General features: G+C 66.5%; 13 protein-coding genes and 1 tRNA gene. 10 read left to right on the top strand and 4 right to left on the bottom strand.

What is annotated here, in order from left to right; all coding sequences use genetic code 11:
• Nucleotides 1-70 precede the first annotated feature (70 nt).
• Together NCW75_10790 and NCW75_10785 are read right to left on the bottom strand one after the other, a co-directional pair.
• Nucleotides 71-1,879 (bottom strand): VCBS repeat-containing protein, encoded by a 1,809-nt coding sequence (locus tag NCW75_10790; GenBank protein ID UYV11782.1) that lies wholly within the window; start codon nucleotides 1,877-1,879, stop codon nucleotides 71-73.
• 40 nt (nucleotides 1,880-1,919) lie between these two features.
• A complete protein-coding gene (locus NCW75_10785) occupies nucleotides 1,920-2,747 on the bottom strand; it encodes a prepilin-type N-terminal cleavage/methylation domain-containing protein (GenBank protein UYV11781.1) in 828 nt (275 codons plus the stop codon).
• Between the two features lie 234 nt (nucleotides 2,748-2,981).
• On the opposite strand from NCW75_10785, the gene NCW75_10780 reads away from it, so the two are divergent.
• Together NCW75_10780 and NCW75_10775 are read left to right on the top strand one after the other, a co-directional pair.
• Complete coding sequence (locus NCW75_10780; protein ID UYV11780.1) at nucleotides 2,982-3,815, top strand: hypothetical protein; 834 nt, start codon at nucleotides 2,982-2,984, stop codon at nucleotides 3,813-3,815.
• A 168-nt stretch (nucleotides 3,816-3,983) separates the two neighbouring features.
• On the top strand, nucleotides 3,984-4,463 hold the full coding sequence (locus NCW75_10775) for a type II secretion system GspH family protein (protein ID UYV11779.1): 480 nt from the start codon (nucleotides 3,984-3,986) through the stop codon (nucleotides 4,461-4,463).
• A 252-nt stretch (nucleotides 4,464-4,715) separates the two neighbouring features.
• Here NCW75_10775 and astB read toward each other — a convergent pair whose 3' ends face one another.
• The gene (gene astB, locus NCW75_10770; GenBank protein ID UYV11778.1) at nucleotides 4,716-6,110 is read right to left on the bottom strand and encodes an N-succinylarginine dihydrolase; all 1,395 of its coding nucleotides are present in this window, start codon (nucleotides 6,108-6,110) and stop codon (nucleotides 4,716-4,718) included.
• A 76-nt stretch (nucleotides 6,111-6,186) separates the two neighbouring features.
• Between astB and NCW75_10765 the strand changes: the two genes are divergently transcribed.
• From NCW75_10765 to NCW75_10755, 3 genes are all read left to right on the top strand, one after another.
• Nucleotides 6,187-6,259, top strand: a tRNA-Glu gene (locus NCW75_10765).
• Nucleotides 6,260-6,447: 188 nt separating this feature from the next.
• Entirely contained in the window at nucleotides 6,448-7,686 is a 1,239-nt protein-coding gene (locus tag NCW75_10760; GenBank protein ID UYV11777.1) for a PRC-barrel domain-containing protein, read from the top strand.
• A gap of 169 nt (nucleotides 7,687-7,855) precedes the next feature.
• Complete coding sequence (locus NCW75_10755) at nucleotides 7,856-9,253, top strand: tetratricopeptide repeat protein (protein ID UYV11776.1); 1,398 nt, start codon at nucleotides 7,856-7,858, stop codon at nucleotides 9,251-9,253.
• Nucleotides 9,254-9,289: 36 nt separating this feature from the next.
• On the opposite strand, the gene NCW75_10750 is transcribed toward NCW75_10755, so the two are convergent.
• The gene (locus NCW75_10750; protein UYV11775.1) at nucleotides 9,290-10,519 is read right to left on the bottom strand and encodes an aminotransferase class V-fold PLP-dependent enzyme; all 1,230 of its coding nucleotides are present in this window, start codon (nucleotides 10,517-10,519) and stop codon (nucleotides 9,290-9,292) included.
• 114 nt (nucleotides 10,520-10,633) lie between these two features.
• Here NCW75_10750 and NCW75_10745 point away from each other — a divergent pair, with 114 nt between their 5' ends.
• The 5 genes from NCW75_10745 (at nucleotide 10,634) to NCW75_10725 (ending at nucleotide 15,765) form a co-directional block, all read left to right on the top strand.
• Complete coding sequence (locus NCW75_10745; GenBank protein ID UYV11774.1) at nucleotides 10,634-11,653, top strand: sulfite exporter TauE/SafE family protein; 1,020 nt, start codon at nucleotides 10,634-10,636, stop codon at nucleotides 11,651-11,653.
• 9 nt (nucleotides 11,654-11,662) lie between these two features.
• Complete coding sequence (locus tag NCW75_10740; protein UYV11773.1) at nucleotides 11,663-12,037, top strand: transcriptional repressor; 375 nt, start codon at nucleotides 11,663-11,665, stop codon at nucleotides 12,035-12,037.
• 12 nt (nucleotides 12,038-12,049) lie between these two features.
• A complete protein-coding gene (locus NCW75_10735; protein UYV11772.1) occupies nucleotides 12,050-12,610 on the top strand; it encodes a DUF3568 domain-containing protein in 561 nt (186 codons plus the stop codon).
• A gap of 260 nt (nucleotides 12,611-12,870) precedes the next feature.
• Nucleotides 12,871-14,853 (top strand): transketolase, encoded by a 1,983-nt coding sequence (locus tag NCW75_10730; protein UYV11771.1) that lies wholly within the window; start codon nucleotides 12,871-12,873, stop codon nucleotides 14,851-14,853.
• 39 nt (nucleotides 14,854-14,892) lie between these two features.
• Nucleotides 14,893-15,765 carry a hypothetical protein gene (locus tag NCW75_10725; protein ID UYV11770.1) on the top strand — a complete coding sequence of 291 codons (873 nt, stop codon included), beginning with the start codon at nucleotides 14,893-14,895 and terminating at the stop codon, nucleotides 15,763-15,765.
• Nucleotides 15,766-15,797 lie beyond the last annotated feature (32 nt).

Raw genomic sequence — 15,797 nt, 5'->3', positions numbered from 1 at the left:
TCCCGCCCCGCCGAGCGTTGCCCTCTGGGCCGCTCGGCGGTTTTTTTTTGCACGCGGTGGATCGGGAACGCTAGCGGTTCTCGCCAAAGCGAACCACGAGATCGCCCGGGGGGATATCTCGGAGCACGGTGGTCGTGCCCGCCCGGTCGGGCCATGTGATCTCGATCGACTCCGCGCCGGCCTCACCCACGTGCAGGTGCAGCGCGAGCGTGCCCTGCTTGCCCTGGTGGCCGCCCGCACCAACGACCTGGGCCACGCGAGTCGTGCGCTCGCCATCAAGGACCGACACGACCCGGACCACGGCACCGAGGGCGTCACGGTTGACGCCGTTCTCCGGATCACCCTCGAGCCGGAGAACGATCGAGGTCCGCCCGAGCGTCTCAACGGCCCGGTTCTCGAACATACGGAGCCTTGGCGTGCGGCCGGCTCGCTGGGATGCGGGCAGGCGGTTGAAGCCCTGGCCCACGGCGATGTCCAGGTCGCCGTCCCCGTCGAAGTCCAGCAGCGCGGGCTGCCCCGCTCCGACGTGGTCGATGCCCGCCCAACTGGTGATGTCGATGAGCGAGCCGTCGACCTGCTGCCGCCAGATGCGCAGCCGCTGGTTGTCCGGGTAGTCGCTCGAGCACACGAGCACGTCCATGAGGCCGTCGAGGTCGAAGTCGGCGAGCGCGCCGTAGATGTCGCCCTGATTCCAGCTCTGGATCGTCTGGTCGGTGGGGGCCCGGTCGAGCGAGAGCGAGTCTTGCTCTACGAACAATGGCCCGGCAATACCATCGCGCCGTACGAGCACGCGCGTGCGATCGCTGCTCTCGCCCGCCCAGCCGTGGGTGATCTCGGTGAGCAGGACATCGAATGCGCCATCGCCGTCCACGTCGCCGATGGCGGCATCGAACGTGTTTCCGTTCGAACGAAACGGTTGCTCGTCGTCACGGTCGAACCTCGGATCGGTCCTGGCCCGTTCTTTGAGCCAGTCGGGGTGGCGGCCATGACGGATCGCGTCGCCGTCGAGCTTCACGTCGGGTCCAAGGTCGGACCACGAGCCATCGTCGCCGCGCACCCATAGGCGATTCCAGCGCCGGCCGTAGTTGAGTTCGAGGATCTGCGGCCAGTTCCCAGGCGCTCCGCCGCCCAGCACGTGGGCCACCAGCACTCCATACGTCGGCCGCCCGCCGGCGTCGAGCTGCGGGTCGGCATCCTCATCGAACTGGACACCATCGATCGGTAGCGGCATCCGCTCGAAGCGGCCATCCTCGTCTTGCAGCAGCACGTCGTTGGCGAATCCATCGTATCCGGCACCATACAGCGTGTACCACTGGCCGAGCACGATGTCGAGCCGCCCGTTGAGGTCCACGTCGCCCACCGCGACCGATGCCGTCGTCCCCGCTGTGGCGGCTCCGATCTCGATGAAGGTGCCCAGCGGGCGGCCAAACGTGCCGTCGCCGTTGCCCGCGAGCCAGGCCAGCGTCCGTGGTGTGCCCTCGGCCGGCGGCTTGTAGCTCTCGGCATTCACGTCGAGCGATCTTGCGATGATCGCGTCGGCACTGCCGTCGCCGTCCACGTCGGCCAATACGACGATGTCGCCCTTGCGATGCGTAGGCAGCCCGGTGCCTTCGACTTCGACGAACACCCGAGTGCCCTCGTCGTCGGTGCGATTCATGAACACGCGCGTACGCGCGATGATCAGATCATCGAACCCATCGCCGTCAAGGTCGGCGGCGCAAACATGGCTCGCGTTGATGGGTGCGTCGGCGTCTTCGAGCCCCAGCCGTGCCGTGGCATCAACAAATCGGAGCTGCCCGTGGGCCGAAACCGAGACCAACGCCGAGGCGGCCAGCCCCGCCAGCGCCCGCGTGCGTACAACGTCGTTGCGTGTCATCATGCGGCATGATACCGCGGCGGTGGGCGCGTCGATGGCGGTGTCAATTGCTCGGCGAGTTGATCCAGCCGTACTTCTGCCCGCGATCGGTGATCTTCCACCAGTTGGCATTGCCGTTGTTGACCCGGGCGTAGATGCAGTTGGCCGTGAAGTCCTCGCGTTCTTCGGCTCGCTCGCCCCGTGGCCCCTTGTCGAACTTGGTCCGTTCGACCACGGTGTCGGCGTACAGCACGTGCCCGCCCTTGTCGTGGCGGTCGGTGATCTGGTCGAGGTTGCCCCAGTAGCCCTCGGTGAACTGCTGGTTGTAGAGCCACGTGCTCTCTTCGATGTACACCGGCACCGACCGCATGGCCGTGAGCCGGGTGTCCCCAGCGGTCGACGTCATGCGGATTGGCTTGCTCGTGGTCACGTCGGTCAGGCGGGCGACCTGCACCTCGCGGCCCAGTCGATACCCCTGGATCTCGTCGAACATGGTGTAGTCAAAGTTCAGGTCGGTGTACGCGCCGTAGAGGGTGCCGGCGGTGCGGCCATCGCCCGACCGACGCTTGTTCTTGGGGCAGCCGCAGATCTCGTGGGCGTCCTCCACATAATCGAAGATGACGCCCGGCTTGGAGCGGTCGATCTGGCCACGCTCATCGCGACCGAACGCCCAGTCCTCGGCCGGCCAGAGCTGCTCGTCGTAGTCGGTGGCGTACACGGTCATCGCCACGCCCATCTGCCGAAGATTCTGCGAACAGATGGTCGTCTGGGCGGCGTCGCGGGCCGCACCAAGGCTCGGCAGCAAGATGCCGATGAGCAGCGCGATGATGGCGATGACCACCAGGAGCTCGATGAGTGTAAAGGCGCGGGTACTGCGGGAGGAGTGTGGCATCATGGGTCTCCAGGGCCAGTATACAGCGAGCCCTCCCATACGCCAAACCAATTCTTGTCCGTGGGCAGAATCCGTGCACCTACGTCGTAGGCTGGACAGCAAGCATTTCCTATCAAAATCCAATCAAGAATATGGACTTCGAAGCGGCATGGCTGGTTTGTAACACCAAGCCTGTGAATGCGGGTATCTCTTTTGGGTACAAGTCCACAACCAACACTCGTGGGAGATATGCACATGCGTCACGTCCAAACCACCGTTGGCCTGCTCACGCTGGTCGCCCTGTCCGCAGCCCCTGTCCAAGCCCAGATCCTTGTCTACGACCAGAACAGTAACAACAGCTATGCGCTCGCGGCGGCCGAATTCGTCATGCCCGGCGAGGTCGTCCACGCCGTCGCGAGCGACTTCGGCTCCCTGCTCGACAGCCAGGAGTGGGATCTTGTCGTGCTGGACTTCCCAAGCACGCGTCCTGATTCCGGCCAAGGTGTGATCGTCGACTACGTGAACGACGGCGGCCGGGTCATCCTGTCGACCTGGTTCTCGATTTACTCTGAGACACCCGGGCTTTTTGAGGCATTTGGTGCTTCGGGAGGCACCAGCATCTCGCTGGGCACGAATTCGGTCGATACCACAGGCACAGCTGCCGCCGACGCGGTGTTCGACGGCGTGACGATGCCATGGTTCGATTGGTTGAGTGCATGGGGTAGCGATGGAGTTGCCTTCGACATTCTGCCGGATACCGAGGGGCTGGCAACTGTGAGTGATGCGAGCGGGCATGTGAAGATTTTGGCGAACGAGGGCCGCACCATCGCGACGTTCCTTATGGACGTGTGGGACGGCAGTACCGAAGCCGAGCGTGTTTGGGAGAACATGATGAATCTTGTGCTCGACGGGGCACCCTCCTGTCGTGTCGACATGGACATGGACGGCAGCCTGACCATCTTCGACTTCCTGGCGTTCCAGAACGCCTTCGACGCTGGCGACCTGATCGCTGATTTCGACGGTGATGGCAGCCTGACGATCTTCGATTTCCTGGCCTTCCAGAACGAGTTCGACCTCGGCTGCGAGTAATCGGAACCCACGGAATCTCCGATAACCAAAGCACGAGTACCCATACTGCCCTACCGGCGCAGTTGGCCTCGTTCGCTTGCGCTCGTGTGGACGCGTCCCGGCATCGAATCGATGATGAAGCCGGAGGGTCGCGCGCCGGGGGGCGTGCGTGTTTCCGGGAGCGCATCCATGGCCAGGCAACACATCCGGCGCGGCTTCACGCTCGTAGAGATCCTGATCGTCGTGGTCATCTTGGGCATCCTGGCGGCCATCGTCATGCCGCAGGCCGCGAATGCGATGGGTGATGTCAGGCAGACCGCCTTTGCGCGCGAGATCCAGCTCTTTACCGATGCCGCCGTCATGCACCGCTCGCAGACCGGGTTCTGGATCGGTGACGGTGGGTCGGGCACCATCCCCGCGGGACTCGAGGACTACGTCGATCCGGACGACTGGGAGAACGGCACGCCCATTGATGGCTCGTGGGACAGCGAGACGCGCCCCGACTACGACATCACGCTCGGCATCGGCGTGCACTTCCAGGACCCCGCCACACGGAAGGACGCGGCGTACATGACCGGCGTCGACGCGATGTTTGACGACGGCGATCTGGCCACCGGCGGCTTCCAGCAGTTCGCCGCCGACCGCTTCTACTTCATCGTCGAGTTCTAATCCGACTTCGTTCGAACGGCGCATACGGGAGCGACCGAACGATGCGAACATCGATCGGCCGTCCCGCTCTCCCTCGGATCCGAGAAGCGGCCTCTCCCAAAGCCCTCCTAGAGCCGGACGACAGCAGCCCCGATCGCCCATGGGTATGGATGGGCATAACGGGGGCTGCCTCTCCCTCCCGGTGGCACAGCGCAGGGTGGTCGCGTCGCTCACGCGACAAACGTGGTTTTTCTCAGAAAATTGCGACAACGGCTACCAGACCGTCACGGAGGCCTTCTGGAAGGGGTAGATCGACCCCAGGCCCAGGATGCCTGTTAGCTCGTCCAGGGCCCAGCGGCACTCTTCCAGCAACTTGGGGTCGGCCAGGTCTGCTGGCACCAGTTGCTCGCGGTAGTGCCGCTCGATCCAGCTCTCGAGCTGCTGCCCCAGTTTGTCGGTCAGGATGACCCCAGGCACCACTGCCTTGAGGTCATCGGGCCCCAGCACCACCCGCAGCCGCAGACAGGCGGGCCCGCCGCCGTTCTGCATGCTCTGGCGGACGTCGACGTAGTGGGCGGTAGAGATGGGGTTGGACGCGTCGGCCACGATCCGGTCGACCGCCTCCACGATTGCCGGCTCGTCCTTGCAGTCGGTGGGAGCGATCAGGGCCATCCCGCCGCCGGGCAGGGTCACGAGCTGGCTGTTGAAGAGGTACCGCTTGACGGCCAGTTCGAGCGGCACGTCGGCGGTTGCGACCTCGACGTGGATGAGCTCGAAGCCCCGAGCCTCGCAGGCCTTACGCAGCGTGCCGAGCGTGTCGACTGGGTCGGCGAAGGCAAGCCCGTGGGCAAGCAGCACCGGGCCGTTGCCCACCGCGATCACGTCGTTGTGGAACACGCCCGCGTCGATGGCGTCGGGGTGCTGCTGAGCAAAAACGATGCCCTTGGCGTCGAGACCGTGGAGCCTGGCGATGGCCCGGCTGGCTTCGAGCGTCTGCCGGGCCGGGAAGCGGCGGGGGATCGTTACCGAGCCCTCGCCGGGCCCGAGCCGGCCGTAGACGAAGAGCTCGACGCCCGCATCGCCATGCTCGCGAGCGAAGCGGGTGTGATTGGCGGCACCCTCGTCGGAGAAGTCGGGCGTGGCGGGCAGGGCGTCGTGGACGGCGAACCGGTTCTCATCGGCGAAGATGGCCCGGAGCGTGCGCGTGGTCTGGGGCGCCTCGATCGCCCGGTGTGCGTTGGTCACGAGATTGGCCGCGGTCAGGTGGACGCGGCCGTCGGCGGTATCGGCCGCGGGTGAAACCGTGGCGGCGTTGGCGGCCCACATGCTGCTGGCGCTGGCGGCCGAGGCAAGCAGTCTCGGAGCCTCACGCGCGGCTCTGGCGATGACGGCCGCCTCGTCCGAACCGGTCATGCCTACCGATCGCAGGAATCCAACGTCGGGCCTGACCTGTGGTGGCAGCACGCCCTGGATGAGCCCGAGTGATCGCAATCGCCGCATCTTCTCGAGACCCTGGAGGGCGGCCTTCCTGGGGTATGCCACCAACCCGGCGTGCTCGGTGCTCAGCAGGTTGCCGTGGGCCAGGCCCGCGTAGTTGTGGGTGGGGCCCACGAGGCTGTCGAAGTTGGCCTCGATCGTGGTGGCGCGGGCGTTGGCATTCTGGTCCATAGGGCATTCTTGGGCGGGGCGTGCCTAGCCGCTTGGCCGCCGGGCCTTTTTGACCTATCCTCCCGCTCCCTACGGCGGCCCCATCGTCTAGTGGTTTAGGACACCGCCCTTTCACGGCGGCGACCCGGGTTCGAATCCCGGTGGGGTCATTGCTTACGCGAATCGTGCCAAAGCCGCCCCGTTCGGGCGGCTTTTTGCGTGTGGTCATCACAATGAACCGCGATTCACCGCCGCATCACGGTCGATTCAGCGGCCGGTGGGAAGCTCTCTATGTATGTCGCCGGAAGCGCCAGGCCTGTGTGGGGCCCGCCACCGGCGAACCAAGGAGAGCCACACCATGACCATGATGAAGACTCAAACCACCCTGTTCGCGCTTGTTGCTGCGGCAGGCCTGGCGATTTCCGCCCCGGCCATCGCCGCCACGCAGAGCCAGGACTCGGGCAACCGTACTCAAGAGCGTTCGCAGAGCCAGCAGCGCGCGTACGTTTTTGATTCGGCGGATAATGTGCTGGATACCACCCTCAAGAACCGCCAGGGCGACGAACTCGGCACCATAGATGATCTGGTCGTCGACCGCGGCACCGGCCGCATCGAGGCGGTCGTGATCAGCGAGGGCGGCTTCCTGGGCTTCGGTGGCACGCAAGTGGCCATCCCGTTCGATGCGTTCTTCTTGAACTCGAACACCAAGGCCCTCAACCTGAATGCCTCCGAAGCCATGTTCGAGGATGAGGATCGCACCCTGCCCGATGGCTGGCAACGCCTCGAGGATGGTTGGGAGAAGGACCTGAGCACGCTCGCATCGTCCGATTGGGCGTCCCGCCAGCGGATCCCCGCGACTGACAAGGACACCGAAACCAAGTCGATGAGCGGCACCATCACCGCCGTCGACCGCGTGGACTTCGAGGGCGGCCACCACTGGATGGCGATCCGCATCGGTGAGGCCGGAGAAGGCGACCGAGAGAACGATGGGGGCGAAGGCCGTTATGCCAACGGTGAGTTTGCGAAGGACGGCAATTGGGTTGTCCTGGGGCCCGCGTGGTATGCCACCGGAGCCATGGCCGCTCCGGTTCGTGGGCAGCGGGTCGAGGTCGAAGCCTTCGATGGCCACGAGGGCATGACGTACGCCAAGAGGGCGACCTTTGACGGCGAGGAGGTCCGCTACCGCGACGAACGGTTCGAGCCCATGTGGACCAATCGCATGATGCGGTCCGACAGCCAGCGTAACCCGGGACCGATGGTGCTGCTGACGGACGTACTAGACGAGAACGTGATCTGGGGCCGCTCGGATGACGAGGTCGGTGAGGTAACCGACGCCGTACTTGAACTCACCACCGGCCACGTCTCCGTGCTCGCGATCGACCCGGACGGTGACTGGTGGGGTCAGGATGTCGGACCAAGGGGTGTGCCGTTCGACATCGCGCGCATCGGCCGGGATGCCATCACCCTCGACGCGACCCGCTCGATGCTGGGTGGCGCCGAGGTGCTGCCCGAGGACCTGCGGTCGATGACCATGCCGCGGACCCGTGAGGCGGTGTTCGTGGTCTTTGAGGTGTCGCCGCCGGTGTACAACCGCTAAGGCCCGATCACAGGCAACCGGCCCTGTCGTTTGTGGGGCCCGGGCCCGAGAATATGGGCTCCGGGCCCCTTTACGTGCGCTTTGGGGAGAGAAGACCGGCCGGCCGACGATACAATGGAGAAGCGGGCGGGGTGGATTGCGAACGCCCGCGGAGGTTACCAGGGCGACCATGAGCGACTGGATCGATGCCGAGGCCCATGTTGAACGGGCACACGATCTGTATGAAGCCGGCCGATGGGCCGAAGCCGCCGCCGCTCTGCGCGAAGCGATCGCTCTGAATCCGTACCAGCCCGACTGGCTCTTCAACCTCGGTGTCGCGCTTGAGGCCGATGGCCGGTATGAGGAAGCAGCGTCGGCGTTCGGCGAGAGCTACCAGCTCCGCTCGGGAGACTTCAACGCGGCCATGGCAGCCGGTGTGAACCTGGTGCGCGCCGGCAAGGTTCGTCCGGCGTTGGCGTGGTTCGATAAGGCCGAGGCCGCCGAGCCGGGCGAGGTGTACCCGGCGATCGCGCGCATCGAGGCCCACGCCCAGCTTGGCGAGCACGACGAGGCCGAGCTGGCCTTCTATATGCTCCAGCAGCGCAAGCCCGAGTGTGCGGAGGCCTACTCAGCGATCGCGGCCAGCCTGCTGTCCCGCGGGCTGCACGACCGGGCCGTCTGGTGCCTGCGTGAGGCCGCGCGCCTCGAGCCCGACCTGCCCGGCGTGCAAGCGAAGCTGGCCGAGGCGTACTGGCAGACCGGCCGCCACGAGCGGGCCCGCCAGTTGTTCCTCATCGAGCTGCGTGAGGATCCCGGTGACGTGGGCGTGCTCATGAACCTGGGGCGATTGCTTGTCGAGATGCGCCGCCTGGACGAGGCGCGCGAGAAGTTCGGACGCGTGCTGGAACTCGAACCCGATCATGCCGAGGCGCACGCCGAGCTTGGCTTCCTGCACGAGAAGCGTGGCGAGCCCGGGCGGGCCATCGTGCATCTCGACGTGGCGCGCCGGCTCGAACCCGACAACGGCGAGGTCACGCGTCGGCTGGCCCGGTTGCTGCTGGCTTCGCCCAAGGCCGAGGACCGCCAGCGGACCATCGAACTCCTCGAAGCCGAGGTCGAGCGTTTGCACCGCGTAGCCGAGCGTGAGGGGCAGGAAGAACTCTCCACCGATGGCGCGGCGCTGGCCGAACTCGGCGAGTTGCTAATCGACGCGGGTGCGCAGAAGCAAGCCATCCGCGTGCTCAGCCGCGCGACACGCATGCGGCCGCACGACGCGCGGCTGTGGCACTGGCTCGGCCTGGCGCACTTCCACGCGAGCGATCGGTCTTCGGGTATCGACGCCACCCGCGAGGCCGTGCGGCTCGATCCGCGGTTCGTGCCGGCGATGCACAACATCGCGCTGGCGTTGCTGCGTGAGGGCCAGTGGTCGCGGGCGCGGTACTGGCTCAAGCAGGGCCTGTCGGTCGAGCCCGAAGACGCCTCCTTGCGTCGCCTCGACGTGCAGCTCAAGTTGCACCGGCTCGGCTGGAGCCTGCGGTGGGTGGCCTCGGTGTGGCTGCTGCGGCGTCGGCCGGCTCTGAAGGCCTGAACCAACAAGCCCTGAACCAACAAGGCCTGATCCGACTCAATTCGATGCCGAAACGGGCGTGACCTCGGCGATTCCCGCGAGGGCGCGTTCGACATCGGCCGCCGTGGTGAAGGGCCCGAAGCTCAGCCGCACGGTGCCGCCGAGCGCGGAGGTTTCCATCGATTCGTGGGCACCGGGCGCGCAATGCAGGCCCGCTCGGGTGAGCAGGCCGTGGTCGTGCTCGAGCGCTCCGGCCGCCTCATTGGGATCGATGCCGTCGAAGACCAGGCCGAACACGGCAACACGATGATCGGGATTGCGCGGGCCGACCAGATGCACGCCGGGGGTTTCGTCCAATCCGGCAATGAACCGCTCGATGAGCGAGACCTCGTGGTTGCGCAGGTCTTCGATGCCTCGGTCGAGGATGAACCGCACGCCCTCGATCAGGCCGGCGATGCCGACTGTGTTGTGCGAGCCGGGTTCGTACTTGTCGGGCAGGTCGGTCGGCTGGGTGTCGTGCTCGCTCAGCGATCCGGTGCCGCCCTCGCGCAATGGGTCCATGCGTTCTTCCGTGCCCGGGCCGATCCAAAGGCCGCCGGTGCCCAGCGGGCTCAGCAGGCCCTTGTGGCCCGGGAAAGCGAGCAGGTCGATGGCGTCTCGCGCGACGTCGATGGGCAGGTGGCCGATGCTCTGGGCGGCGTCGACGAGCAATGGCACGCTCCGAGTTCTACAAAGACGCCCGATGTCGGCGATCGGCTGGATCACGCCGGTCGCGTTGCTGGCGTGGACGACGGCGACCAGGGCCGTGTCGGGCGTGATGGCCGCCTCGATGTCGGCCGGGTCGGCCACGCCGTCCTCGTCCACGGGCACGCGCGTCCACCTGAACATGCCCGGCAGCATGGCGGCCAGGGCGTTGAGCGGGCGGAGCACCGAGTTGTGGTCCATGGCCGTGGTGACCACGTGGATGCGTTCGTCCGGGTCGGTGCGCAAGCGGTGGAAGACCACGCCCTTGATGGCCAGGTTCAGCGCGTCGCTGGTGTTGAGCGTGAACACGACGTGGTCGGGGTCCGGTGCGTTGATGAGCCGTGCGATGAGGCGGCGGCACTCGCCCAGTACGGCCGCGCCCTGGCGGGCTTCGCGATAGCTGCCGCGGCCCGGCGAGGCGCCGATATTCTGGCCGTAGCGGAGCATGGCCTCGTACACGCCGGGGGCCTTGGGGAAGCTGGTGGCGGCGTTGTCGAGGTAGAGGCGGTCGAGATTCGGATGTTGCGGGGTGGTTTCGGCCATCGGGGCAGTGTATTGCTTGGGCCCGGCTGGTGCCGGGCGTTCGGGCATCCCGCATAGCATCCGGCCGCCAGAAACACGGGGATTTGTGTCTCGTGGCGGTTGAGAGGGGCGGGGTTGACCACCAAGCGTGCCGGCCGTGATCGTGCCATCCAGCATCTGCCGTTTGTCGCATGGGCGTTCTGGTTCTTGTGCGCGTGGGCCTTCGCGGTGGTGTACCTGGGGCTTGGGCCGACGGTGGCCCGAGAGTGGCCGATCGCGGTGGCGATGGCCGCGGGGTCGTATGTCGCGGGCAGCACACCCATGGGCGGGGGCACGGTGGGCTTTCCCATCCTCGTGCTGCTGTTCGATGAGCCGGTCAGCCTGGGGCGGAACTTCAGCTTCCTGATCCAGAGCGTGGGCATGACCTCGGCCACGATCTTCATCTTGTGCGGCCGGCTGCCCCTGGCGGTGCGGCCGATGCTCTGGAGCATGGCGGCCGCGGTCGTGGTGGTGCCGGTGGCCTCGGCCCTCGTCGTGCCGATGCTGGGCGACGGGTTCATCAAGCTGGTGTTCGCGGTCATCTGGGCGGGCTTTGGCATCATGACGCTGGTGAAGCTGCGGCAACTCCTCACGCCCCACCCGATGATCGCGAGGTCGGCCCGTTTCGATGCCGTGGTGGGCATGATCGTGGGTGCCGTGGGTGGTCTGGCGGCTTCGGCCACCGGTGTGGGCATCGACATGGTGCTCTACTGCGTGCTGGTGCTGGTGTACCGGGCCGACCTGCGGACGGCGGTGGCGTCGAGCGTCATCGTGATGGCCTTCACGTCGGTGATCGGGGCCCTCAACGCCGCGTCGCTCGGGCAGATCGACCCGCCCGTGCTGGCCAAGTGGCTGGCGGCTGCACCCATCGTGCTGCTGGGGGCACCCCTGGGCGTGCTCATGATGCGGCTGATCCCTCGGAGTGTCACGCTGGTGGTTGTCTCGTTGTTGTGCCTTGGGCAGTTCTTCTGGGCACTTGGCGATGTCGGGCTCTCGTTGTATACGGTCGGGGGTAGCGTGCTGGCGGTGCTGGCCCTCAACGCGTGCTTCCACGTGATGTACAGCATGAGCGGGCCAGCGGATTCGGCTGAAACCCCGGCCCCCAACAGCGCATAAACTCCCCCGATGACCAGAGATACCCGCCAACGCAGGGCCATCCGCTCGGTATTCGTCGATGCCGACGGGCCCCTCGGCCCCCAGGAAGTGCTCGACCGCGCCCAGCAGGACGTCCCGGGCATCGGCCTGGCCACGGTCTACCGCACCATCAAGCTGATGATCGAAGACCAGGAACTTAGCCCGGTCGAGCTTCCCGGCGAGCCGGCCCGGTACGAGCCGGCCGAGCGGAGCCACAGCCACCACCACTTCTTTAAGTGCGACGAGTGTGGGCGGGTATACGAGATGCAAGGGTGCGTGAGCAATCCGTCGAGCCTGGCCCCCGAAGGGTTCAGGGTCTCCCGCCATGAGATCGTGCTCTACGGAACGTGCGTGAGTTGTGCGTAAGCTACCGTCCTCGTGAGCCCCAATCGTGACAACACGATGCGTACCTCTCTGCTGGCCTTACTGGTCGCGCTCTGTCCCATGCTGGCCGGTTGCACGCTCGGGTTGGCACCCATCGCCTCGGTGGCCAACTTCGGTTACGCCGCGTGGACGGGCTCTCGGCTGAAGTTCGTCGAGGACGCCGGCTTCGAGAACGTGTCGATGGCGGCCGAGCGGGCTTTGGTAGGGCTCGACCTCAGGGTTGAACTCACGACCGAACTGAAGAGCGAGGGCGTCGTCCGGACCCGGGTCTACCAGATCCGCAGCGAGCGGGGAGACCTGGCCATCCTGCGGTTGGTCCGCCTGTCGTCCACTATGACCAACGTGTCCCTCGACATGGGTATTCTGGGCAACCGGCCCGCGGGCGAGCTCATCGCCGATCACATCCGCTGGTACACCGATGGCGACACGATCCGGGCCTCCCGCCGGGCGGCGATGGAGAGCCTCCCCCATGGGCAGGTGCCAGACGGGGATGCCCAGCCGGGGGACCAATCGTCTCCCGATTCGGGGCCCGATTTCGGCCAAGGGCTCCTTTAGACCCCTCCGGGGGTTGCCATTCCTCACAGCCCGGCAGATACTCTGCTGTGCCAATCGAGGCGAAGGGTTCCACCGCGGGATCCGGCGTTTCGTTTGGCTCGACAAGAGACCCTCGGCTCCCGCCCCCCAGGGCGGTCCGGCGCTCCTCAGGGGTGACAGCAGCGGCCTTTGGCGACCTTCCGCCCGGCCCTTCTCGTCCCACGGTCGCGGCGACCGCCGCCGGCCTTGGGGACGCGTCGGGGCCAGTGAAAGGAATCGCCATGTCCTTCGAAGCCGCCGTCCACGCCCAAGCCATCGACCTCTGCAAGATGTCCCTCGAGATGACCGAGACCGCCGGCAGTGGGCACCCCACCACCGCGATGAGCCTCTCGCACATCACGACGGTGCTGCTCTTCCACACCATGCGGTGGAGCCCCGAGTACCCCGATTACCCCACCAGCGATCGCCTCGTGCTCTCGGCCGGCCACGCCGTGCCGGTGGTGTACGCCGCGGCGTGCAAGCTGGGCGTGATGGTGGGCAAGGACCCCGACAACCGCCGCGCGCTGACACTCGAAGACGCGACGACGCTCCGCCAGCAGGGGAGCCCGCTCGACGGCCACCCCAACCCGATGGAGGGCTTCCCGTTCTTCGACGCGGCCACCGGCTCGCTGGGCCAGGGGCTGAGCGTGGCGTGCGGGCTGGCCGAGGCCGACCGCCTCGATAGCCGCGACCGCGTGATCTACTGCATCATCGGCGACGGCGAGAGCCGCGAAGGCCAGATCGCCGAGGCCCTCGACTACATGGCCGATCGCAAGCTGCGCAAGGTCGTGCCGATCTTCAACTGCAACGGCTACGGCCAGGCCGCCCGCGTGAGCGAGCAGCAGAGCGCCGAGCGGCTGGCCGAGAAGCTGAACGCGTACGGCCTCGAGTCGATCATTATCGACGGGCACGATCCGGCACAGATCCGCAACGCCTTCGAGCGCGCGCATGGTGTTGCCGACGACGGCGACCTGAATTCGGCCACCAAGCCGGTGGCGATCGTCGCCAAAACGATCAAGGGCTGGGGGGCCCCGTCGGTGCAGGGCAACGGCTGGCACGGCAAGTCGGCGGCGAACCAGGTTCTGGAGCGTGCGAAGGCCGAACTCGACGAGCGCCGCGGCGAGCTGACCAGCGCGCTCAGCAGCGCCGACAGCTTCGCCATCCAGCCGCCGCCCGAGCCCACGCCCGCCGCCGAGGGCACGGGCGAGGTGCCCAGCATGGACCAGGCCATGAAGCAACTGGACATGGACAGCCTGCGCCAGACGGCCAGCCTCGCGACGCGCAAGGCGTACGGCGTGGCGCTGCGGGCGATGGGCCAGCCGATGCCCGAGGTCGTGGTGCTCGACGCCGACGTGAGCAACTCGACGTTCGCCGAGATGTTCGCCAAGGACAGTTCGCTCGCGTCACGCTTCTTCGAGTGCAAGATCGCCGAGCAGCACATGGTCTCGATGGGTGTTGGGCTGAGCGCGGCGGGCAAGATCCCCTTCGCCAGCAGCTTCGCCAAGTTCCTGACCCGCGCGTACGACCAGGTCGAGATGGCCATCAACAGCGGGGCCAACCTCAAGCTTGTCGGCAGCCACAGCGGCGTGACGCTCGCCGCCGACGGCCCGAGCCAGATGGGCCTACCCGACGTGTCCTGGTTCCGCAGCTTCACCACTATGAAGGACCACCGCGGCAACCCGGGGTGCTACGTGTTGCAGCCAAGCGACGCGTACAGCGCCTACGCCCTGACGCAGGTGATGGCCGAGTACGAGGGCGTGTGCTACATGCGCACGCAACGGCCCGACGTCGAGTTCCTGTACAGCGCCGACGACGTGTTCAACCTGGGCGGGTTCGAGGTGCTCAACGAGGGCCGCGACATCGTGATCTGCGCATCGGGCTCCATGGTGCACGAGGCCAACAAGGCCGTCGAGCTGCTCGACAAGGCCGCCATCCAGGCCACGCTGGTGGACATGTACAGCCTGCCCTTTGACGAGGACAAGCTGCTGGACATCATCGGCGCCAACGGCGGGTTCGTGATCTCGATGGAGGACAACTACGGCGGGGCCCTGGGCAGCGCCATCGCCGAGGCCATCGCCACCAGCGGCGACGGCTTCACCCTCAAGCAGATGCACGTCACCCACATCCCCAGCAGCGCCCGCACCGCCGACGAACTGCTCAAGCAGTGCAGCCTGACGGCGGACGACCTGGTGGCGGCGGTGAAGGACGTGCTGCAGGTGGTGTGATTCGTTGTATAGTTTGTAGCAAGCAACTGGGGGTACACGATGGATCAAGCGAACGAGCCGGTGCCGCACCCGCCGATGGAGCCCGCCGGGTCCATCCCGACCGAGCTGACCGTAGGCGGCGTGTTCGGCGCCGCGCACGACGTGCTCAAGAACAACTACGGGACCATCCTGGGGGCCGTGGCGATCCTCATCATTTGCGCTGTCGTCGTATCGCTGGTAAGCACGGTGATCGACGAAGTGCTTGTGGACGAGGACGACATCATCCAGCCCGCCTCGATGCTAACGGGCTTGTTCGTGCTCACCCCCCTATATGTCGGGCCGGCCCTCTTGGCCGCGATGCGGTACCGTGCCGGCCGAGGCTCTGGCGTCGCCTCTGGTTCGACCGGGACCGTGTTCGCCGGCTTCACCCGCTATCCCACGGTGCTGGGCATCGCGGCGATCATCAACGGTGTCCAGTGGGCGCTCATGATCACGATCGGCCTGATCGTCTGGGGCGCATCGGCGAGCATGGGGATGGCGGCGGCCGCGATCATCGGGCTCGTCCTGGGCCTGCCCATGTACGTCGTGATGATCTGGCTGAGCATCCGTATCGGATTCGCGATGCTGCTGAGCGTTGATCCGATGGGCACCAAGCCGGGAGCCATCGAGGCCATCGGCCAATCCTGGCGGCTCACCGCCGGGCACGCCTGGATGCTCTTTGCCATCGGCATCGTGCTGGGGCTGGTGGTCTTCTTGAGTATGCTGCTGCTGGTCCTGCCGGCGATCTTCTACGGCATCCCGCTGGCCCTGTGCGGGTGGGGCGTGATGTATATGCTGGTCGCCGGTACGCACTTGCGGCAGGATGAAGCCAGGGGCAACGAAACCGACAGCGTGGCGATGGATGCTCCCCCGGCGGTACCCCCGGCCACGTAGTTTGCGTCGCGGGCTTCGCGTGCATCGCGGCC

The sequence above is a fragment of the Phycisphaera sp. genome, from assembly GCA_025916675.1.
Taxonomy (GTDB): domain Bacteria; phylum Planctomycetota; class Phycisphaerae; order Phycisphaerales; family UBA1924; genus JAHCJI01.
This window is presented reverse-complemented; position numbering and strand designations above follow the sequence as displayed.